The 19,827-nt window shown below is 66.1% G+C and carries 18 protein-coding genes and 1 other RNA gene; 12 read left to right on the forward strand and 7 right to left on the reverse strand.

From position 1 onward, the window contains the following. The first annotated feature begins 18 nt into the window (after nucleotides 1-18). A complete protein-coding gene (locus AC4QBL_RS00610) occupies nucleotides 19-759 on the forward strand; it encodes a type 1 glutamine amidotransferase (RefSeq protein WP_472900890.1) in 741 nt (246 codons plus the stop codon). Nucleotides 760-766: 7 nt separating this feature from the next. On the opposite strand, the gene AC4QBL_RS00615 is transcribed toward AC4QBL_RS00610, so the two are convergent. Continuing rightward, a complete protein-coding gene (locus AC4QBL_RS00615) occupies nucleotides 767-1,207 on the reverse strand; it encodes an acyl-CoA thioesterase (RefSeq protein ID WP_472900891.1) in 441 nt (146 codons plus the stop codon). A 38-nt stretch (nucleotides 1,208-1,245) separates the two neighbouring features. Here AC4QBL_RS00615 and AC4QBL_RS00620 point away from each other — a divergent pair, with 38 nt between their 5' ends. Beyond that, nucleotides 1,246-3,108 (forward strand): ABCB family ABC transporter ATP-binding protein/permease, encoded by a 1,863-nt coding sequence (locus AC4QBL_RS00620; RefSeq protein ID WP_472900892.1) that lies wholly within the window; start codon nucleotides 1,246-1,248, stop codon nucleotides 3,106-3,108. Between the two features lie 405 nt (nucleotides 3,109-3,513). Here AC4QBL_RS00620 and scpC read toward each other — a convergent pair whose 3' ends face one another. Continuing rightward, on the reverse strand, nucleotides 3,514-5,064 hold the full coding sequence (scpC, locus tag AC4QBL_RS00625) for a succinyl-CoA:acetate CoA-transferase ScpC (protein WP_472900893.1): 1,551 nt from the start codon (nucleotides 5,062-5,064) through the stop codon (nucleotides 3,514-3,516). Nucleotides 5,065-5,172: 108 nt separating this feature from the next. On the opposite strand from scpC, the gene AC4QBL_RS00630 reads away from it, so the two are divergent. The 5 genes from AC4QBL_RS00630 (at nucleotide 5,173) to htpX (ending at nucleotide 10,375) form a co-directional block, all read left to right on the forward strand. After that, entirely contained in the window at nucleotides 5,173-6,111 is a 939-nt protein-coding gene (locus tag AC4QBL_RS00630) for a LysR substrate-binding domain-containing protein (RefSeq protein ID WP_472900894.1), read from the forward strand. Nucleotides 6,112-6,125: 14 nt separating this feature from the next. Then, nucleotides 6,126-7,175 carry a dihydroorotase gene (gene pyrC / locus AC4QBL_RS00635; protein WP_472900895.1) on the forward strand — a complete coding sequence of 350 codons (1,050 nt, stop codon included), beginning with the start codon at nucleotides 6,126-6,128 and terminating at the stop codon, nucleotides 7,173-7,175. 7 nt (nucleotides 7,176-7,182) lie between these two features. Continuing rightward, nucleotides 7,183-7,962: a DUF3025 domain-containing protein gene (locus tag AC4QBL_RS00640; RefSeq protein ID WP_472900896.1), complete on the forward strand. Its 780-nt coding sequence runs from the start codon at nucleotides 7,183-7,185 to the stop codon at nucleotides 7,960-7,962. 53 nt (nucleotides 7,963-8,015) lie between these two features. Continuing rightward, entirely contained in the window at nucleotides 8,016-9,401 is a 1,386-nt protein-coding gene (locus AC4QBL_RS00645) for a glutamine synthetase family protein (RefSeq protein WP_472900897.1), read from the forward strand. A 104-nt stretch (nucleotides 9,402-9,505) separates the two neighbouring features. Next, complete coding sequence (gene htpX / locus AC4QBL_RS00650) at nucleotides 9,506-10,375, forward strand: protease HtpX (protein ID WP_472900898.1); 870 nt, start codon at nucleotides 9,506-9,508, stop codon at nucleotides 10,373-10,375. An 83-nt stretch (nucleotides 10,376-10,458) separates the two neighbouring features. Here htpX and AC4QBL_RS00655 read toward each other — a convergent pair whose 3' ends face one another. Further along, on the reverse strand, nucleotides 10,459-11,205 hold the full coding sequence (locus AC4QBL_RS00655) for a glycine zipper 2TM domain-containing protein (RefSeq protein WP_472900899.1): 747 nt from the start codon (nucleotides 11,203-11,205) through the stop codon (nucleotides 10,459-10,461). Nucleotides 11,206-11,306: 101 nt separating this feature from the next. After that, nucleotides 11,307-13,136, reverse strand: coding sequence for an NAD(P)/FAD-dependent oxidoreductase (locus AC4QBL_RS00660; RefSeq protein ID WP_472900900.1), 1,830 nt, complete (start codon nucleotides 13,134-13,136; stop codon nucleotides 11,307-11,309). A gap of 69 nt (nucleotides 13,137-13,205) precedes the next feature. Here AC4QBL_RS00660 and rnpB point away from each other — a divergent pair. Then, an RNA gene (gene rnpB / locus AC4QBL_RS00665) (RNase P RNA component class A) lies at nucleotides 13,206-13,577 on the forward strand. 5 nt (nucleotides 13,578-13,582) lie between these two features. On the opposite strand, the gene AC4QBL_RS00670 is transcribed toward rnpB, so the two are convergent. From AC4QBL_RS00670 to AC4QBL_RS00680, 3 genes are read right to left on the reverse strand one after another with little or no spacing between them, the layout of a single operon-like run. Beyond that, the gene (locus AC4QBL_RS00670; protein WP_472900901.1) at nucleotides 13,583-14,380 is read right to left on the reverse strand and encodes a metallophosphoesterase family protein; all 798 of its coding nucleotides are present in this window, start codon (nucleotides 14,378-14,380) and stop codon (nucleotides 13,583-13,585) included. A gap of 11 nt (nucleotides 14,381-14,391) precedes the next feature. Next, a complete protein-coding gene (locus AC4QBL_RS00675) occupies nucleotides 14,392-14,712 on the reverse strand; it encodes a c-type cytochrome (protein WP_472900902.1) in 321 nt (106 codons plus the stop codon). Next, on the reverse strand, nucleotides 14,709-16,418 hold the full coding sequence (locus tag AC4QBL_RS00680) for an MBL fold metallo-hydrolase (RefSeq protein WP_472906827.1): 1,710 nt from the start codon (nucleotides 16,416-16,418) through the stop codon (nucleotides 14,709-14,711). The genes AC4QBL_RS00675 and AC4QBL_RS00680 overlap by 4 nt, the downstream gene beginning before the upstream one ends. A 97-nt stretch (nucleotides 16,419-16,515) precedes the next feature. Here AC4QBL_RS00680 and dapF point away from each other — a divergent pair, with 97 nt between their 5' ends. The 4 genes from dapF to AC4QBL_RS00700 all read left to right on the forward strand — a co-directional run bounded on the left by dapF (nucleotide 16,516) and on the right by AC4QBL_RS00700 (nucleotide 19,752). Beyond that, entirely contained in the window at nucleotides 16,516-17,391 is an 876-nt protein-coding gene (gene dapF, locus AC4QBL_RS00685) for a diaminopimelate epimerase (protein ID WP_472906826.1), read from the forward strand. Nucleotides 17,392-17,417: 26 nt separating this feature from the next. Beyond that, nucleotides 17,418-18,119, forward strand: coding sequence for a DUF484 family protein (locus tag AC4QBL_RS00690; protein WP_472900905.1), 702 nt, complete (start codon nucleotides 17,418-17,420; stop codon nucleotides 18,117-18,119). A 19-nt stretch (nucleotides 18,120-18,138) separates the two neighbouring features. Beyond that, the gene (locus tag AC4QBL_RS00695; RefSeq protein WP_472906825.1) at nucleotides 18,139-19,161 is read left to right on the forward strand and encodes a tyrosine recombinase XerC; all 1,023 of its coding nucleotides are present in this window, start codon (nucleotides 18,139-18,141) and stop codon (nucleotides 19,159-19,161) included. Nucleotides 19,162-19,314: 153 nt separating this feature from the next. Next, nucleotides 19,315-19,752, forward strand: a complete 438-nt coding sequence (locus AC4QBL_RS00700; RefSeq protein WP_472900907.1) for a DsrE family protein — start codon at nucleotides 19,315-19,317, stop codon at nucleotides 19,750-19,752. Nucleotides 19,753-19,827 lie beyond the last annotated feature (75 nt).

Consider the following 19,827-nt stretch of genomic DNA (forward strand, 5'->3'; position numbering starts at 1 on the left):
GTTTTCTATGATCGGGCCATGACATCCACCGATTTCTCCACCCCTGCCGACGTGCTGGTGTTGCAGCACTTGCTGGAAGACGGCCCGGGTTACCTGGGCCAATGGCTCGACGAGCAAGGCGCCAGCTGGCAGGTGCGCTGCACCGAAGCTGGTGACGCGTACCCCACTTCGGTGCGGGGTTTCCGAGGTTTGGCCGTGCTGGGCGGTGCCTGGAGCGCCAACGACGAGCGTCCCTCGCTGCGCCAGGCCGAGGCGCTGATTCAAGAGGCCGATGCGCTGGGTATTCCCGTCATTGGTCATTGCCTGGGGGGCCAGCTCATGGCGCGGGCTTTCGGTGGCCGAGTGCAACAGCTGCCGCAGCCCGAGGTGGGCTGGTTGCCCTTGCACATTGGCCGCAGCGCGTCGGCGCGCCACTGGTTGGGCGACGCTCCGGTGGCCACGGTGTTTCAGTGGCACCAGGACAACTTTGTGCAGTTGCCGCCCAACGCCGAGCTGATCGCCAGCTCACCGGCCTGCGTGCACCAGGCATTCGCCATTCGGCAGCACCTGGCCATGCAGTTCCACATTGAGATCACCCCGGCCAAGATCGCCGCGTGGCTGGCCCACCCCGGCCAAGCCTACCCGCTGCATGTGCTGCTGCACCCGGACAGCGTGCAAGACCCGGCCCGCATGCACGCCGCCACCCAGCAGCACCTGGCTGGCAGCCAGACACTGGCCAGCCACATTTACCGCACCTGGCGTTCGCGCTGGCCGAGTTGAGCGCGGTTCAGCCCGCCAAACCCGGAATGTTCAGGCCTTCCTTGGGAATGGCGCGTGGCTTGCCGTCCTTGTCGATCGCCACGTAGGTCAGGCTGGCTTCGGTCACCTTCACGTATTGCCCCTGGGCCGAGAAGCGCTCGGCGAACACCTCGACCTGCACCGTGATGGACGTGTTGCCCACGCGCGTGACGTGCGAGAAAAAGCTCAGGATGTCGCCCACCCGCACCGGCTGCTTGAAGATGAACTGGTTCACCGCCACGGTAGCCATGCGCCCGCGCACATAGCGCGCCGGCAGCACGGAGCCGGCCAGATCGACCTGGGCCATGACCCAGCCGCCAAAAATGTCGCCGTTGCCGTTGGTGTCAGCCGGCATAGGGATGACCTTGAGCACCAGCTCGCGGTCTTGCGGCAGGGCGGTTTCTGGGCGGGGGCTTGATTCGTTGGACATGGGCACAATCTGGTTTCAACAGACCACCATTCTCCTGCATGCGCCCCAACTCTCCCAGCCCAGCCACCGTTGCCTTGCCCACCAGCCACCCCGGGGGCGGCGCGCCCGCCGCCAAGCGCTCCGACTGGGCCACGCTCTCTCGCCTGTTTCCCTACCTGTGGCAATACAAATGGCGCGTGCTGATCGCGCTGGGCTTCATGGTGGCGGCCAAAGTGGCCAACGTGAGCGTGCCGCTGCTGCTCAAAGAGCTGGTGGATTCCATGACCATTTCACCCACCAGCCCGCAGGCGCTGCTGGTGGTGCCGCTGGGGCTGTTGCTGGCTTACGGGGGCTTGCGTTTGTCCACCACCTTGTTTACCGAACTGCGTGAGCTGGTGTTCGCCAAGGCCACCGAGGGCGCCACCCGCAGCATCGCGCTGCAGGTGTTTGGCCACCTGCACGCGCTGAGCCTGCGCTTTCACCTGGAGCGCCAGACCGGCGGCATGACGCGCGACATCGAGCGCGGCACGCGCGGCGTGCAGTCGCTCATTTCGTATTCGCTTTACAGCATCGTCCCCACGCTGATTGAAGTGACGATGGTGCTGACGGTGCTGGGCACGAAGTTCGACATGGGTTACGTGTGGATCACCCTGGTGGCCCTGGTTCTCTACATCAGCTTCACCGTGGTGGTGACCGAGTGGCGCACCAAGTTCCGCCGCGAGATGAACGAGCTGGAGTCCACCAGCCAGTCGCGCGCCGTGGATTCGCTGCTGAACTACGAGACCGTCAAGTATTTCAACAACGAAGCGTTTGAAGCGCGGCGCTACGACGAGGCGCTGGAGAAACTGCGCCGCGCCCGCATCAAGAGCCAGACCACGCTGTCCATGCTCAACGCCGGGCAGCAGCTGGTGATTGCGATTGCGTTGGTGCTCATGCTCTGGCGCGCCACCCAGGGCGTGGCCAGCGGCGAGATGACGCTGGGCGACCTGGTGATGGTCAACGCCTTCATGATCCAGCTCTACATACCGTTGGGCTTCCTGGGCGTGCTGTACCGCGAAATCAAGCAGAGCCTGACCGACCTGGACAAGATGTTTGTGCTGCTGGAGAAAGAGCGCGAAATTGCCGACGACCCCAGCGCCCAGCCGCTCGCGCTCAGCGGCGCGCCCGCGGTGCGCTTTGAAAATGTGCGCTTCTCCTACGAGCCCGCGCGCGAAATTTTGCACGGCATCAGCTTTGAGATTCCCGCCGGGAAAACGGTGGCGGTGGTCGGGCCATCGGGCTCGGGCAAGTCCACGCTGGCACGCCTGTTGTACCGGTTTTACGATGTGAGCAACCACGGCGACACGGGGCCGCATGGCGGCGGGCGCATCCTCATCAACGGGCAAGACATTCGCCAGGTGACGCAGTCCAGCGTGCGCCAAGCCATTGGCATCGTGCCGCAAGACACGGTGCTGTTCAACGACACCATCGAATACAACATCCTTTACGGCCGCCCCGACGCCGGCCATGACGCTGCCGTGGCCGCCGCGCAGGCCGCGCACATTCACAACTTCATTGAAAAGCTGCCGCTGGGCTACCGCACCATGGTGGGCGAGCGGGGTTTGAAGCTCTCAGGCGGTGAAAAGCAGCGCGTGGCGATTGCGCGCACGCTGCTGAAAAACCCGCCCGTCGTGATTTTTGACGAAGCCACTTCGGCGCTGGATTCGGCGAACGAGCGGGCGATCCAGGCGGAATTGAAAACGGCTGCGCGGAACAAGACTTCGCTGGTGATTGCGCACCGGTTGTCTACGGTGGTTGATGCGCACGAGATTTTGGTGCTCGTCAACGGGGAGATTGTGGAGCGGGGGACGCACGCGGATCTGGTGTTGCTTGGGGGTGTTTATTCGGGGATGTGGGCGCTGCAGCAGTCTGGGACGGACTGACCGTTTTGTGTTGGGGTTGCTTTTGTGGGGCGGGTCTCGCCCCGGCGGGCGCCTCACTTTTCTTTGCTTCGCCAAAGAAAAGTAAGCAAAAGAAAGGCGAGCCGAAGTCCGGGCCGCTTCGCGGTGCCTTGCGCTGCTCGGTTCGCGGGGGAAATTCGCAAACTTGTCCGCTTCGCGGCCTTCGGACATGCGAATTTCTGATCCCCGCGCCCCTGCGCTGCTCAGCCCGGCCACACGGCAAAGCATGGTTGCGGGAACGGGAACGGGAACGGGAACGGGAACGGGAACGGGAACGGGAACGGGAACGGGCTTCCCTTCCGGCGAGCCGGTCTTTCCCCCTCTCCCTCTGGGAGTGGCCAGGGGAGAGGGCCACGCCAGCCAAACATCTGTTCGGCAGCCGTGCCTTTACGCCGCCCGCATCGTCCCCGTCCGCTCATACCGGCTGTGCCAGCTCAGCGCTTCGTCCAGCAAATGCGGCGTGTGCATGCCGGCATGCCCCGCACGCGCATTGGCTTCAGAGCGCTCTACGTAGTCCAGCAGCGCTGGTTTGAAATCTGGGTGCGCGCAGCGTTCGATGATGTGGCGCGAGCGCTGGCGGGGTGAGAGTCCACGCAGGTCGGCCAGGCCTTGTTCGGTCACGACGATCTGCACGTCGTGTTCGGTGTGGTCCACGTGGCTGACCATGGGCACGATGCAGCTGATGCTGCCGCCCTTGGCGGTGGACGGCGTCATGAAGACCGAGAGGTAGGCGTTGCGCGCGAAGTCGCCCGAGCCGCCGATGCCGTTCATGATGCGCGTGCCCATCACGTGGGTGGAGTTCACGTTGCCGTAGAGGTCGGCTTCGATCATGCCGTTCATGGCGATGATGCCGATGCGGCGGATCACCTCGGGGTGGTTGCTGATCTCCTGCGGCCGCAGCACGATGCGTTCGCGGTAGAAGTCCAGATTCGCCAGAAACTCTTCCATCACCGGTGCCGAGAACGACAGCGCGGTGGACGAGGCCATGGCCATCTTGCCGGACTTGAGCATGGCGAGCATGCCGTCCTGCAGCACCTCGGTGTAGCCCTGCAAATCATTGAACGGGCCGTCGTTCAGGCTTTCCATCACCGCGTTGGCGATGTTCCCCACGCCCGATTGCAGCGGCAGCAGCTCGGGGGGCAGGCGCCCTTGGGCCACTTCGTCCTGCAGGAAGGCCATCAGGTGGCCGGCGATGCGTTTGGATGCTTCGTCGGGCGCCGAAAAGCGCGTGTCGCGGTCGGGCAGGTTGGTTTCGACGATGGCGATCACCTTGGCCGGGTCGCAGCGCAGGTAGGGTTCACCGATGCGGTCGCCCGCGTGCGTCATGGGGATCGGCTTGCGGTGCGGCGGGCGCTCGGTGCCGTAGTAGATGTCGTGCATGCCCTCCAGCCCCAGGCTGTGGCCGTGGTTCACTTCCAGAATGACCTTGTCGGCCTGGTCCAGCCAGGTCTTGTTGTTGCCCACCGAGGTGGCCGGGATCAGGCGGCCGTCTTCCAGAATGCCCGCGACCTCGATCACCGCCACATTGAGCTTGCCCAGAAAGCCGAACCACACGTACTGCGCCACGTGTGAGAGGTGGATGTCGATGTAGGCCATCTCGCCGTCGTTGATGCGGGCGCGGCAGGTCGGGTCGGACTGGTAGGGCAGGCGCATGTCCATGCCGCCCACCTTGGCGAGTGCGCCGTCGAGCTCGGGCGCTGTGGAGGCACCGGTCCAGACGCCGATACGAAAGGGCTTGCCCGCGTCGTGGTGGGCCTGGATGTGCTGGGCCAGCGCGAGCGGAATGGCTTTGGGGTAACCAGCGCCGGTGAAGCCGCTCATGCCGACGTGATCGCCGTGCTCAATCAGGGCGGCCGCCGCCTCGGCCGACATGATTTTCTGGCGCAGCCCTGTGTGGGCGATGCGGGACGGGCGGATATCGGGTGGATTTTTCGTCATGGTGTGAAATATTAGGGTTAACCCTAGTTGGAGGCGATGGTACCGGAAGCGCTCGGCCGCAAAGCGGCGAAAAACACCGGATTTCGCCCGCGCGCATAATCCGCGGCCATGGAAACCAAATGGCTTGAAGACTTCGTCAGCCTGGCTGAAACCCGCAGCTTCAGCCGCTCGGCCCAGCTGCGCCATGTGACCCAGCCCGCGTTCTCGCGCCGCATCCAGTCACTGGAAGCCTGGGCCGGCACCGATCTGGTGGACCGGTCTTCGTACCCCACCCGCCTCACCCCAGCCGGGCAAACGCTGTACGACCAGTCGCTGGAAATGCTGCAAGCGCTGCAAAGCACCCGCGCCATGCTGCGTGCGCACACGGTGGCCGCGCAGGATGTGATCGAGTTCGCGGTACCGCACACGTTGGCCTTCACGTTTTTTCCGTCGTGGCTCTCGGGCCTGCGCGAAGCCTGTGGCCCCATCAAAAGCCGGCTGATCGCCCTCAATGTGCACGACGCCGTGATGCGCCTGGTGGAGGGCAGCTGCGACCTGCTCATCGCCTACCACCACATGGCCCAGCCCATTCAGCTCGATGCCGAGCGCTACGAAATGCTGCCACTGGGCCGTGAACTGCTGTCGCCCTACGTCAAACCCAACGAGCACGGTGGGCCGCTGTATGCGCTGCCGGGTACCGCCAGCCAGCCGCTGCCTTACCTGGCCTATGCTCCCGGCGCCTACCTGGGCCGTGCGGTGGACCAGATCCTCAAGCAAAGCGCCACGCCCCTGCACCTGGACCGCATTTACGAAACCGACATGGCCGAAGGCCTCAAGGCCATGGCCCTGGAAGGGCACGGGGTGGCGTTTTTGCCCTCCAGCGCGGTACGCAAAGACGTGCGTGCCAAAAAACTGGTGCCGGCCGGTGGAGTGTTTGAAACCACGCTCGACATCCGCATTTACCGCGAACGCCCCTCGGCCCGCAAAGCCAAAGGCCCGGTCGAAAAGTTTTGGTCCGATCTGCAAAACCACCTGGACGCCGCGTCGGCGCCACCCGCCACCCGCTGAGCGAAAATAGAACCATGAGCACCACGGCCCCCCTGAAACACATCACCATCACCCGCCCGGACGACTGGCACCTGCACGTGCGCGACGGCGACGCCCTGCGCACCGTGGTGCCGCACACCGCCGCCCAGTTTGGCCGCGCCATCATCATGCCCAACCTGCGCCCGCCGGTGACCACCGCCGCCCAGGCCATGGCCTACGCCGAGCGCATCCGCGCCGCCGTGCCCGCCGGCGTGAGCTTCGAGCCGCTGATGACGCTGTACCTGACGGACAACCTGCCGGCCGACGAAATTGCCCGCGCCAAAGACGCTGGCGTGGTCGCCGCCAAGCTGTACCCGGCCGGTGCCACCACCAACAGCGATGCCGGCGTGACCGACATCCGCAAAACCTACAAAACGCTGGAAGCCATGCAGCGCGCCGGCCTGCTGCTGCTGGTGCATGGCGAAGTCACCAGCCCCGACATCGACCTGTTTGACCGCGAAGCCGTGTTCATTGAACAGCAAATGATCCCGCTGCGCCGCGACTTTCCCGAGCTCAAGGTGGTGTTTGAACACATCACCACCAAAGAAGCGGCGCAGTATGTGACCGAAGCAGGCGCTTACACCGCCGCCACGCTCACCGCCCACCACCTGCTTTACAACCGCAACGCCCTCTTCACCGGCGGCATTCGCCCGCATTACTACTGCCTGCCGGTGCTCAAGCGCGAGACCCACCGCCTGGCCCTGGTGGCTGCCGCCACCAGCGGTTCGCCCAAGTTCTTTCTGGGCACCGACAGCGCCCCCCACCCGGCGCACCTGAAAGAGCACGCCACGGGTTGTGCCGGCTGCTACACCGCGCACGCCGCCATGGAGATGTACGCCGAGGTCTTTGATGCCGCTGGCGCGCTCGACAAACTCGAAGGTTTCGCCAGCTTCTTTGGAGCGGACTTCTACGGCCTGCCACGCAACACCGGCACCATCACCCTCCAGCGCGAAAGCTGGACGCCACCCGAGAGCTTTGCGTTTGGCGAAGCCGAGCTCAAGCCGCTGCGCTCGGGCGAAGCGCTGCCCTGGAAACTCGTGGCCTGATTTCGCGATGTGCGCACCTGGCGAAGGTGTGGCAGTCTGGCCAGCGCCCGACTGGTCGCAACCCTGGTTTGAGCCGGTCGCCGCCCATGGCGCGGCTGTGCGCCAGGCGTGCGACGCCGGTGTGGGCTTGCCGCAGGCGCTGACAGCGCGGGCCGTGGGCTTGTCCGTGCCGCGCTTCATCCCACAAGCCGAATTGCCCGCTGGCGTGGCCTATGAAGCCCACATCTTCAACACCGGCGCCGTGCCCACCCGCGAAGGCCTGCACGATTTTTTCAATGGTTTGTGCTGGATGCGGTTTCCCCAAACCAAGCGGCGGCTGAACCAGCTGCAGGCGACTGAAATTGCCACCGCCGGCGTGGGCCAGGTGCGCGGTGCGGTGCGCGACGGGTTGACGCTGTTTGACGAAAACGCCGCCTTGCTGCAAGCCCCCGATGCGCTCTGGGACGCGCTGCTGGCGCGTGACTGGACACGTCTTTTTGTGGACCTTCGGCCGCTGTGGGCGCAAGCCCGGCTGGTGCTGTTTGGCCATGCCCTGCTGGAGAAGCTGATGGTGCCCTACAAGTCCATCACCGCCCACGTGGTTCGCGAGCCGGTGCCGCTGGCGCTGGGCGACGACCTGGCCGCTTGGGACGGCTGGCTGGCCGCTCGCCTGAGTGCCGCCGATCTGGCCACCAAGCCCTTCACCCCGTTGCCGGTGCTGGGCGTGCCGGGCTGGTGCCCGGCCAATGAAGACCCCGCCTACTACGCGGATGCCGGGGTGTTTCGCCCCAAGCGCGTGGTGGCCTGACCCACGCTGCACCCCGAGCCCAGGCGCTCACCGATTGTTTTGCAGGACCACCCATGACCTTGCCCGTTTCGCCCTCGTGGGCGCATCTGAACCTGTCGCAAAGTGCCGACAGCGCCGAACTGGCCGCGCATTTCAAGGCCAGCGGCGTGCGCGATGTGGAGTGCATGTTTGCCGACGTGACCGGCTACCCGCGCGGCAAGCTCATGCCGGCGGCCAGCTTCGCGGCGGGCAGCGAGCTGCGCATCTGCCAGGCCATTCCCATGCAATGCGTCACCGGTGAATACAGTGTCGACCCGATATTTCCCGACAGCGACCCCGACGTGCGCCTGGTGCCCGACCTGGCCACCCTCAAGCCAGCGCCCTGGGCCAGCGTGGCGCGTTATGTGGCGGTGCACGACTGCGTGGAGATGGACGGCAGTCTGTGCGACTTTGCGCCGCGCTCGGTGCTGAAGCAGGTGGTGGCGCGTTACCAGGCGCTGGGGCTGCAGCCCGTGGTGGCGCCCGAAATCGAGTTTTACCTGACCGCGGCCATGACCGACCCGACCCAGCCGCTGACCGCCCCGCTGGGCCGTGGCGGTCGGCCCGAGGTCGGTCAATCTGCCTTCAGCATGAACGCGCTGAACGAGCTGGCACCGTTTTGGGATGCGTTCCACGCCGCCATCGACACGCTGGGCATCCGCACCGACACCTGGCTGCACGAAGTCGGCCCGGGCCAGTACGAGATCAACCTGCTGCACGGCGACCCGGTGGCCGTGGCCGACCAGGCTTTTTTGTTCAAGACCGCCGCGCGTGAAATCGCTCTGCAGCATGGGCTGAACGCTGTTTTTATGGCCAAGCCCATGGCGGCCGAGGCGGGCAGCTCCATGCACTTGCACCAGAGCGTGGTGGACGCGCAGGGACGCAATGTGTTCAGCCAAGCGGACGGCTCGGCCAGCGAGGCGTTTTTGCATTACATCGGCGGTTTGCAGGCCTACACCCCCGACCTGATGCTGCTCTATGCACCCACCGTCAACAGCTACCGACGCTATGTGGCGGGCAGCCAGGCGCCCACCAACGTGCAGTGGGGCCACGACAACCGCACCGCCGGCCTGCGTGTGCCGGTGAGCCCGCCGGTGGCCCGCCGCGTGGAAAACCGCCTGGCCGGTGCCGACGCCAACCCCTACCTGGCCATGGCCGCCACGCTGGCCGCCGGGCTGGCTGGCATGCAAGAGCGCCTGCAGCCCACCGCTCCGGTGGAAGGCAACGGCTACCACCAGGCGCGCGGCCTGCCGCATACTTTTTCGACCGCCCACGAACAGATGGCACACAGCGTGCATGCACCCCGCTTGCTGGGCGCGCGGTTTGTGCAGGCTTACCTGGCCGTCAAAGGTCTGGAGCACCAGAGCTACCTGGCCGAGGTGAGCGCCTGGGAGCGGCGTTTTTTGTTGCCCCAGGTGTGAACTGCCGCGGGGTTTTCGGGTCTCATACCCGGCCAGCGTTGACTTGAAAACGCAGCCCTGATCCCCACTATGATTCGGTCAGTTTTTCTTTCTTCGGAGATTTCATGAAACGCATCCTGTTGTTTGTCTTGACCAACTTCGCTGTCATGGCGGTGTTGCTGGTCACCACCCGCATCCTGGGCGTGGACCGTTTTCTCACGGCCAACGGGCTGAACATGACGGCGTTGGCCGGCTTTTCGCTGGTGATCGGTTTTGGCGGCGCCATCATTTCGCTGCTCATCAGCAAGCCCATGGCCAAGTTCAGCACGGGTGCCCGGCTGATCAACCAGCCCCAGACCGCTGACGAAGCCTGGATCGTGCAGACGGTGCAAAAGTTTGCTGAAAAGGCCGGCATCGGCATGCCCGAAGTGGCCATTTTTGAGGGGGCGCCCAATGCGTTCGCCACCGGCGCTTTCAAAAATTCGGCCCTGGTGGCCGTGTCCACGGGCCTGCTGCAAAACATGACCAAGGAAGAAGTCGAGGCCGTGATCGGTCACGAAGTCGCCCACATTGCCAATGGCGACATGGTCACCATGACGCTGATTCAAGGCGTGATGAACACCTTTGTGGTGTTCCTCAGCCGGGTAATCGGCTACGCCGTGGACAGCTTTTTGCGCAAAGGCGACAGCCAGAGCAGCGGCCCTGGCATCGGGTACATGGTCACGACCATCGTGATGGACATCGTGCTGGGCTTTGTGGCCGCCATCATCGTGGCCTGGTTCAGCCGCCAGCGCGAATTCCGCGCTGACTCGGGCGCCGCCAACTTGATGGGCCGCAAGCAACCCATGATCAATGCGCTGGCCCGCCTGGGCGGCCTGACGCCCGGTGAACTGCCCAAAACCATGCAGGCGCTGGGCATTGCCGGTGGGCTGGGCAAACTGTTCAGCACGCACCCACCGATTGAAGAGCGCATTGCTGCACTGCAAAAGTCTTGATCCCTGCGCCGCTTGCTTGCGGCGCTCCCAAAAAAGAAGCGACCCGAGGGTCGCTTCTTTTTTGTCAATTGGCTCTACGGCTTTCAGCGCCAGTTGCGTTCCCACCGGTCCTCCTGCCGTTCGCGGCGGTGTTCCTTGCGCTCATGCCGGTCTTTTCGGTCGTGGCGCGGGTGCATCTGCTGCACAGATGCCTGCCGGTAGCCGTTGATGTAAACCACCTGCGGCGACGCCACCGTGTAGGCGGGGTAAAACTGCGTGCCCACCACCACGCGGCCCACCACCGGTGCGGCCGGCTGGTAGTGCACCTGGGGTTGCGGTGCGTAGCGGGCAGGCGGCGGCGGGGGCAGGTTGTCCACCGGCGTCACGCTCAGGCGCACATAGCGGCCAGGGTCCTGCGGCATCTGGGTGGTGTACTGGCGGCCGGCGTATTCGTAGACCACGTTGTAGGCCACGGTGCGGTTTTCATAAAAGTTTTGCGTGCTGCATTGCTGCACCGTCTGGGTGCGCGCCTGGCCACCGCCTTCAATGCGGTCGCCCACCATGGCGCCACCAATCAGGCCGATCACGGTCGCCAGGGCCCGGCCGCTGCCATCGCCGATGGCGTTGCCCATGGCGCCGCCAGCAATGCCGCCCACGATGGCGCCAGCGCCCGACTTCTGGCCGGGCACCGTCACCACCTGCTCCTGGCACACCTGGCGGGGCACCGCGATCTGTTGCACCACGGGGGTGCTGCTGATCACGCGGCCTTGTTCGTCTTGGGCCTGTGCGGCACCGGCACCCGCCAACGCCAGCAAGCCGGCCATCACGGGAAGCAACACGGGTTTGTTCATGGTTGTCATCGAAAAAGCTCCTGAGATGAGGAGCCTTCAGCATGCGGGCGCTGTGTCAAGCGCTGATGGCCGGTTTGTAAAGTTGGGTATCGGGCCGCTGTTCAGGCCGGCAGCCCCAGCGCATCGCGCGCCAGCGCCTCGGCCACCTTCAGGCCGTCCACCCCGGCCGACAAAATGCCGCCCGCATAGCCAGCGCCTTCGCCCGCTGGATACAGGCCGCGCGTGTTCAGGCTCTGAAAGTCGGCCCCGCGGGTGATGCGCAGCGGCGCCGAGGTGCGCGTTTCAACCCCGGTGAGCACCGCGTCGGCCATGTCGTAGCCCTTGATCTTGCGGCCAAACACCGGAATGGCCTCGCGCATGGCTTCAATGGCATAGGCGGGCAGGGCGGGTGCCAGGTCGCCCAGCTTCACACCCGGCTGGTAAGAAGGTTCCACCGCGCCCAGTGCGCTGGATGGCTTTTGCGCCACAAAGTCGCCCACCAGCTGGCCGGGCGCTTCGTAGGTGCCGCCACCCAGGGCGTAGGCTCGGGCTTCCAGCTCGCGCTGCAGCACGATGCCCGCCAGCGGGTGTGTCTGGCCCCGCTCGGCCAGCGCCTGGGCTTCGGTGGCGTAGCGCGCACCGTCTGCTTCGCCAAAGGCGGCGGTCCACAGCGGCGTGTCTTGCGGAAACGTCTGTGGAAAGTCGGCTGGCTCAATGCCCACCACCATGCCCGCGTTGGCGTTGCGTTCGTTGCGCGAATACTGGCTCATGCCGTTGGTGACCACCCGGCCCGGTTCGGACGTGGCAGCCACCACCATGCCGCCCGGACACATGCAAAAGCTGTACACCGCGCGCCCGTTTTTGGCGTGGTGCACCAGCTTGTAGTCGGCCGCGCCCAGCAGCGGGTGGCCGGCGTGGCGGCCCCAGCGGGCGCGGTCGATCACGCTTTGCGGGTGCTCAATGCGAAAGCCCACCGAAAACGGCTTGGCTTCCAGGAACACGCCTGCGTCATGCAGCAGCGCAAAGGTGTCGCGCGAGCTGTGGCCCAGCGCCAGCACCACGCGGCGCGCGGGCAGCGTTTCCACGGTGCCCGTGTCCAGCCGGCGCACCTGCAGGCCGGTCAACTGGTGTCCACCACCGTCGGTGGGGGCCAGCTGCAGGCCGCACATGTGCTGCTGAAAGCGGATTTCACCGCCGAGCGCGATGATTTTTTCGCGCATGGCTTCCACCACCTTGACCAGCTTGAAGGTGCCAATGTGTGGGTGCGCCATGTACAGAATTTCGGGTGGCGCGCCAGCGTCCACAAACTCATGCATCACCTTGCGGCCCAGAAACCGCGGGTCCTTGATCTGGCTGTAGAGCTTGCCGTCGGAAAACAGGCCGGCGCCGCCTTCGCCGTATTGCACGTTGCTTTCGGGGTTGAGCACCTTTTTGCGCCACAGGCCCCAGGTGTCTTTGGTGCGCTGGCGCACCGGTTTGCCGCGCTCCAGCACGATAGGCCGGAGGCCCATTTGCGCCAGCGCCAGCGCGGTGAACAGGCCACATGGCCCCAGCCCCACCACCACGGGGCGGTCGGCTTCGTCAGCCGGCCAGTGCGCGGGCGCGTGGCCAGGGGGGTGCCAGGCCATGTCGGGCGTGGGGTGGATGTGCGGGTGGCCCGCGTGCCGGGCCAGCAGGGCGGCTTCCTGGGCCGGGTCAGCCAGCGTCAGGTCCACGATGTACACCGCCAGCAAATCGGCCTTGCGGGCGTCAAAGCTGCGCTTGAACACCTGCAGCGCTGCGATGTCGGCCGGCGCAATGCCCAGGGCCGCAGCGGCCAGCCGGGTCAGCGCGTCCGTGGGGTGCGGCGGCGGTGTTCGGTCTTCGTCGGTTTCCGACGGTGCATCGGCGGCGCGGCGGTGTTCGGCCGGCACATCGGCCAGCGGCAATTTGAGTTCTGAGATGCGAATCATGGTGTCTGGGGCTTGTGGTTATCAAGCAGTCGGCGGCCTGGTGCTGCCAGGTAGCGATAATAGCGGGGTGAAGCGCGCTAGGCCGTCGCTGGCACAGCCCGCAAGGGAACCCGAAAGGGAGTGCTGGAGGAACGTCCGGACTGCACAGGACAGCGTAGGAGGTAACACCTCTCCACCGACAAGCCAGCCAGGGCAACCTGGCGGGCCCTAAGGTGAGGATCAGAGCAACAGAGACGAGCCGATTCAGTTCGGGTGAAACGGGCAATCTCTACGCGCAGCAATACCAAATAGGCCAACGTTGACGTGGTTCCGCGGAGTTGGCGGGTAGGTAGCACCGAGCCGCTTGGGTGACCAGCGGCCCAGAGGAATGACGGTCACGCCCAGGGCGTTCGCAAGAATGTCACGGGTGCACAGAATCCGGCGTAACGGCGCGCTTCACACTTTATTCACCGCGCCATCCAGCCCGTGCGCAGGGCGTGGGCCCAGTCGGGGCGCTGGCGCTGGTCGGCCAGCCCGGCCATCGATTCGTGGTCATAGGGCACGCTGATCAGCTCGCAGGTCCAGTGCCCGCTCTGCCGTTCCACCACCGCGTAGCGCGCATCGGGGCTGCCGGTTTCGATGCGGTGGAAACTCGAATGCGGGTAGGGATGGTCGTCGTCGTAGGCGGGCAGGCCCACGCTGCCGGGGTTGACGATCAGCAAGCCGCTGGCGGTGTGGACCGCGCGCGGCACATGGGAGTGCCCGCAGGCCAGCAAGGTGATGTGCGGCGGAATCCGGCCATCCAGGCGTTCCTGGATCTCGTCGGGCCTGGCCAGTCGGGCCTCTTCACCCACCGGCGTTTCCAGCAGGTATTCGATGTCGCTGCGCGGGCTGCCGTGGCACAGGGCCACGTCGCCGCCGAGCCGTTCGGGCCAGACTTGGCCGCTGTGCAGGCGCGGTTCGCAGGGGTCGGCATGACCGGCCAGCCAGGCCTTGTCCGCGTCGGCCAGCCGGCCGCTGGTGTAGGCGTCGGATGGGTTCTGGCGCGCCAGCGGCAGCTGCAGCACCTGCCGTTCGTGGTTGCCCGCCACGTGCAGCCAGGGCAGCTTGCTCAGGCGCTGGGCCGTCTCCAGCGGCAGCAACGGACCGCTCACTGTGTCGCCCAGGTTCACGACCTCGTCCACCCCGCGCCGTTCGATGTCGGCGATGACCGCGTCCAGTGCGGTGAGGTTGCCGTGGATGTCGGAGACGAAGGCGATGCGCACGGTGCGGACTTTCAGCGGCCGCCGTCGACCAGCCAGCGCACAAAGCGACCGGCTTCTTCGGCACTGAGCCGTTCGTGGGCCGCCACGCCGCCGAACAGGTGGTGTTCGCGCAGATGGGCGGTGAGCCGGGCGATCTCGTTCTCGTCGCCCTGGGCGGCGGCGTAGCGGTTGGCGAGTTCGGTCATGGTCGGTGCCTTGCCGCGCGGGGGCGTGCCGTGGCAGCCCAGGCAGCCCTTTTCGAGGGCCAGGTTCATGCTGGCCTGGGCAGCCAGGGGCAGGGCGCTGCCCATCAGCGCGAGCAGCAACACCCGGGTGGGGGTGCGAGGTGTCATGCGTTGAAACCTCCCAGGCTCTGGATGCGTTCGACGTGCGCCAGCATGGAGCGCTTGGCCACCGGCCACAGCCGTTCGGGAACATCGTCGTAGGCCAGCTTCACCCAGTCGTCGGGCGTGCCGTGGGGCAGTGCGGTCATGGCGCGGCCCACCTTGGCTTCACGGGCCAGGCGGTGCGCCTTCAGGTGGTTGATGGCTACTTTGGCGCCACCTTCGGCAGGAGCCGACGGGTTGTCGACGCTCTGGCGCAGGTCGCCCAGCACGTAGCCGTGCGCGGGCAAGATGAAGTTGATGACGTGGGTGTCACACAGGCTGGCCAGCCGGTCCAAGGCGTCCAGGTACGCGCCCATGTTGCCGTCGGGCGGGTCGATCACGGTGGTGCTGCCGTTCAAGATGTGATCGCCGCTGAACAGCAGCCCGTCTTCTTCAAGCACCAGGCACAGGTGGTTGGCCGCGTGGCCTGGGGTGTGCACCACCTGCAGCGTGTGCGTGACGGTGCCTTGGGCGTTTTCACCTTGCAGCACCAGGCGCTCGCCGTCGGCCAGGTCGCGCTCGGGGGTGAATCGGCTGTTCTCGCGGGCTGTGGTGGCGCTGGGCAGACCCAGAATGGGTGGCTTTTCGCGCGCGGCGGTGCTGCAAAGGGCCTGCAGGCGCGGAGCGCCAGGTGAGTGGTCGGGATGCGAATGGGTGCAGACGATGGCGCGGATGTCGCCACCCGCCGCACGCCACAGGCGCTCCAGGTGCTCGGGCTCGTCCGGGCCTGGATCGATCACCGCGTAGCCTGTGGTCGGGTCGCCGACCAGGTAGCTGTTGGTGCCGGGGCCGGTCATGAACCCGGGGTTGGGCGCGGTGAGGCGCTGCACGTTTTTCAACAGCGCCACGGGGCGCTCGGTCTGCCAGTCCAGGCTGTGCACGATCTGCCCATCGGGGCTGACAAGGGCCAGCTCGCCAAACGGCGCTTCGTGCTCCATGTGGCGCGACTCGCTGCCACCCAGCAGCCCGGCACGCGGGCAGCTGGTGAACAGCGGCTCATCGTTGACGGCGCAGGCGTCCAGCAAGGCCTGCACGCTGGGGTAGGTTTGCAGCCGCTCCAGCGTGCGAATGGTCGGGAAAATGATGAAGAAACCGCCGGCGGCATGGCGCGCCAGCGCGTCGGCCGGGCGCACCCACAGCGGCTCGAACTGCTCGGACTCGTCGGCCACCGGCTCCTGCCCTTCGGGCATGCGCGCCACCAAAAAAGGCACATCGAAGCGGCGCGGCAGGTCGCGGTCGGTGATCCAGTGGGAGAGCACGAACACCTCAGCGCCGTCCAGGGTGAGGCCGTTGGCTGCGCACACGGCGGCAAAGGGCGCCTGGCGGTCGAGCGCGGCAATATCGGCCGTGCCCAGGTGCGAGCCGTCCGGTCGGCGGGCCAGCAAAACGCCCAGTTCTTCAAAGCTTTCCCGGATCGCAGCGATGGCTTGCGTCAGGTGCACATCGCTTTGTGTGGCGCGCCGGGTGGACTGGCTGTGCGCCAGCGCGTCGGCAGCGTCGATGCCGCCGCCGGGGAACACGTAGGCACCTGGCGCAAAACTCGCCGTCATGGAGCGGCGCGTCATGAGCACTTCAATGCCTTGGGGGCTGTCGCGCAGCAGCAGCACGGTGGCGGCGGGCCGCAGCGCGGCGGGCGTGCGGGGGGTGTGTAGGAGCTGGGTGGGTCTGACCATCGCTCCATTGTGAAGGATGCCCGGGGGCGGCTTCTGTCGCCGGTCTGCCAGTGGCAGGGCCTGCGTTGGCCCATTGGCGCAGGGCGATAATCCGCCCATGCACATTCGATTCACCAAGATGCAGGGCGCGGGCAACGACTTCGTCGTGCTCGACGAGACCCGTGGGCGCCTGGGCCTGAGCACGGCCCAGTACCGCTGGCTGGCCGACCGCCACTTTGGCGTGGGCGCTGACCAGATCCTGAGCGTGCGACCCTCGCCCGCGCCGGGGCTCGACTTCGAATATGTGATTCACAACGCCGATGGCGGCGAGGTGGAGCACTGCGGCAACGGCGCGCGCTGCTTTGTGCGCTACGTGCACGAAAAAGCGCTGAGCGCCCGCAACCCGCTGCGGGTGAAGGTGCAGCAGGGTGAGATTGAGCTGCGCATGGACCCCGATGGCCGTGTGACCGTGGACATGGGGGCGCCGGTGTTTGAGCTGGCCCGCGTGCCCTTTGACGCCAGCGGCCTGCCGGCCCAGCCCATGGCGGGTTTTGAGCATTGGCCACTGGCCCTGCCCGATGGCAGCCAAGCGTGGGTTTCGGTGCTGTCCATGGGCAATCCGCACGCCGTGTTGCTGGTGGACGATGTGGACACCGCCCCGGTGTTGGTGCAGGGGCCACTGGTGGAGCAGCATGAGCGCTTCCCACGGCGTGTGAACGCCGGCTTTTTGCAGGTCGTGAACCGTACCCAGGTGCGCCTGCGCGTGTACGAGCGCGGCGCTGGCGAAACCCTGGCCTGCGGCACCGGCGCCTGTGCGGCCGTGGTGGCAGGCATTCGGCTGGGCTTGTTGGACGCCAGGGTTGACGTGCACACCCGCGGCGGCGTGCTCACCATTGAATGGCACGACAGCCCGGCGCACGATGGCTCGGTGTTGATGACCGGCCCGGCCACCACCGTTTTTGAGGGCGAGATTGACGTGCCCGACCTGCCCTGAGTGGCCTTAACCCCGACACACCCCACATGAACCACGAACCGATTTCCCCGATCACCGAAGACGACATTGCCAACTACTTGGCCAATACGCCCGATTTTTTCGAGCGCCACGCCAGCCTGCTGGCTGCCGTTCAGCTGACCAGCCCACACGGCCAGCGCGCGGTGAGTTTGCAGGAACGCCAGGCGGGCATGTTGCGCGAAAAAATCCGCGGGCTCGAGCTCAAGGCTGCCGAGATGATTCGCCACGGACAGGAAAACACCGCGATTGCCGACAAGCTGCAACGCTGGACCCGCGAGCTGCTGCGCGCCCGCGAAGCGCGCGAGCTGCCTGGCGTGGCGGCGCGCGAAATTGCCGCGCAGTTTCTGGTGCCCCAGGTGGCCATCAAGGTCTGGGGGGTGGCGCCCGATTTTGCCAACGAGCCGTTTGCCCAAGGCGCCAGCGACGACGTGATGGCGTTTGCCTCATCCCTCACGCGCCCCTACTGCGGCACCAACCCCGGCCTCGAAGCCGCCCGCTGGCTGGACGATCCCACCGCCGCCGCCTCGCTGGCTCTGATCCCGCTGCGCGCTGGCGCGGCGCCACAAGCCTTTGGCCTGCTGGTGCTGGCTTCTGGGGATGCACAGCGGTTTTCGGCCGACATGGGCACCGATTTCCTCGAACGCATCGGTGAGCTCACCAGCGCCGCCTTGTCGCGCCTGAGGCCGGTGGTGCCGGCCGCGGTGGTCTGACGTTGAGCGTCTTTCGCCCATGACCGACGTGGCGGCTTCGTTGCAAACGCTGGACGACGCCGCTCTGGTGCGGGCCTACCTGACCCATGTGCGGGTAGAAAAGCGGCTGGCCGAGCGCACCGTGGCGCTTTACACCCTGGATCTGGAAAAGCTCGTGACCCACGCCGCTGAGGCAGGCTTGCCTTTGCGCTCGGTGCACAACCCGCACATCCGCCGCTGGGTGGCGCAGATGCACAGCGGCGGGCGCAGCGCCCGTGGCATTGCGCTCATTTTGTCGGGCTGGCGCGGTTTTTATATCTGGCTGGGTCGCCAGGGCCTCATGGACCACAACCCGGTGCAAGACGTGCGGGCGCCCAAAGCCGGCAAGCCTTTGCCCAAAGCGCTGGGTGTGGACGAGTCGGTGCAGCTGGCTTCTTACGAACACGAAGCCGACGACCCGATGCTGGAAGCCCGCGACCGCTGCATCACCGAGCTGTTGTATGGCTGCGGCCTGCGCATTGGCGAGCTGGTGGGGCTGGACGTGGCCGCCAGCGGCCAGGCGCGCGGCTGGATCGACGCCGATGCTGGCGAGGCCCACGTGCTGGGCAAAGGCGCCAAGCGCCGCAGCGTGCCGGTGGGTCGCGCCGCGTTGGCCGCGCTGGCCGCCTGGCTGGCGGCCAGGAGCGCCTGGCCGCAAAACGACCCAGCGCTCTTCATCAGCGCCCGCGGCCAGCGCCTCACGCCGCAGCACATCCGGGTGCGGCTCAAGCGCCGCTCGCTGCTGGCCGGGCTGGCTACGCCGGTGCACCCCCACATGCTGCGCCACTCGTTTGCCAGCCACGTGCTGCAGTCCAGCGGCGACCTGCGTGCCGTGCAGGAGCTGCTGGGGCATGCCAGCATCAGTACCACGCAGGTGTACACGCGGCTGGACTTTCAGCATCTGGCCCAGGTGTACGACGCGGCCCATCCGCGCGCGCAGGCCCGTGGCGCAGTGCCTGCCGCGTCCGCCGATGCGGCACGAGATGACCCAACACCCAGCGGCTCGCCAGACACAAGTCGCTGAGGTACGGAGCAACCCCTGTCGGCGCTGGGCTGTGGTTCTGGTGGCCGTGCCGTTTCGGGTAATCCCTGTAGCATTTCGGGGTGCTTGTCTGACAATTCATTGGTCTATAAGCAATGGCTATCAGGCCTTACCCATTTACCCCGGAGACGTCCCATGTTCAAAATTTTTGCCACCCTCAAGGCCCTTGTGTTCGCCGCTGTCATGGCCACCTCGTTGCAGGCCCAGGCGGCTGACGACGTCATCAAGGTCGTGTACCACCTGAGCGAAGGCATTCCCCAGGCCTCGCGTGGGCTCAACAACATCCGCAACCACCTGGCGGCCGATCCCAAGGCCAAGATCGTGGTCGTCACCCACGGCCTGGGCATTGACTTCCTGCTGCAGGGCGCCACCAACCAGATGGAACAGCCTTTTGCCGGCGCCATCGCCGACCTGGCCAACAAAGGTGTGGAATTCCGGGTCTGCAACAACACCCTGGTGTCGCGCAAGATCGACGCCAGCAAGTTGGTGATGGAAGCTTCGGTGGTGCCTGCTGGCGTACACGAAGTGGCCAAGCTGCAAGCCCGCGAAGGTTTCGTCTACCTGCGCCCCTGAACAGGGACGCCCCCGCCGCGCTTCGCTCAACCCCCTCCAGGGGGCAACGCGGTGCCGCCTGGCCAAGCCGGTTCC

It is taken from the genome of Hydrogenophaga sp. L99, from assembly GCF_058731905.1.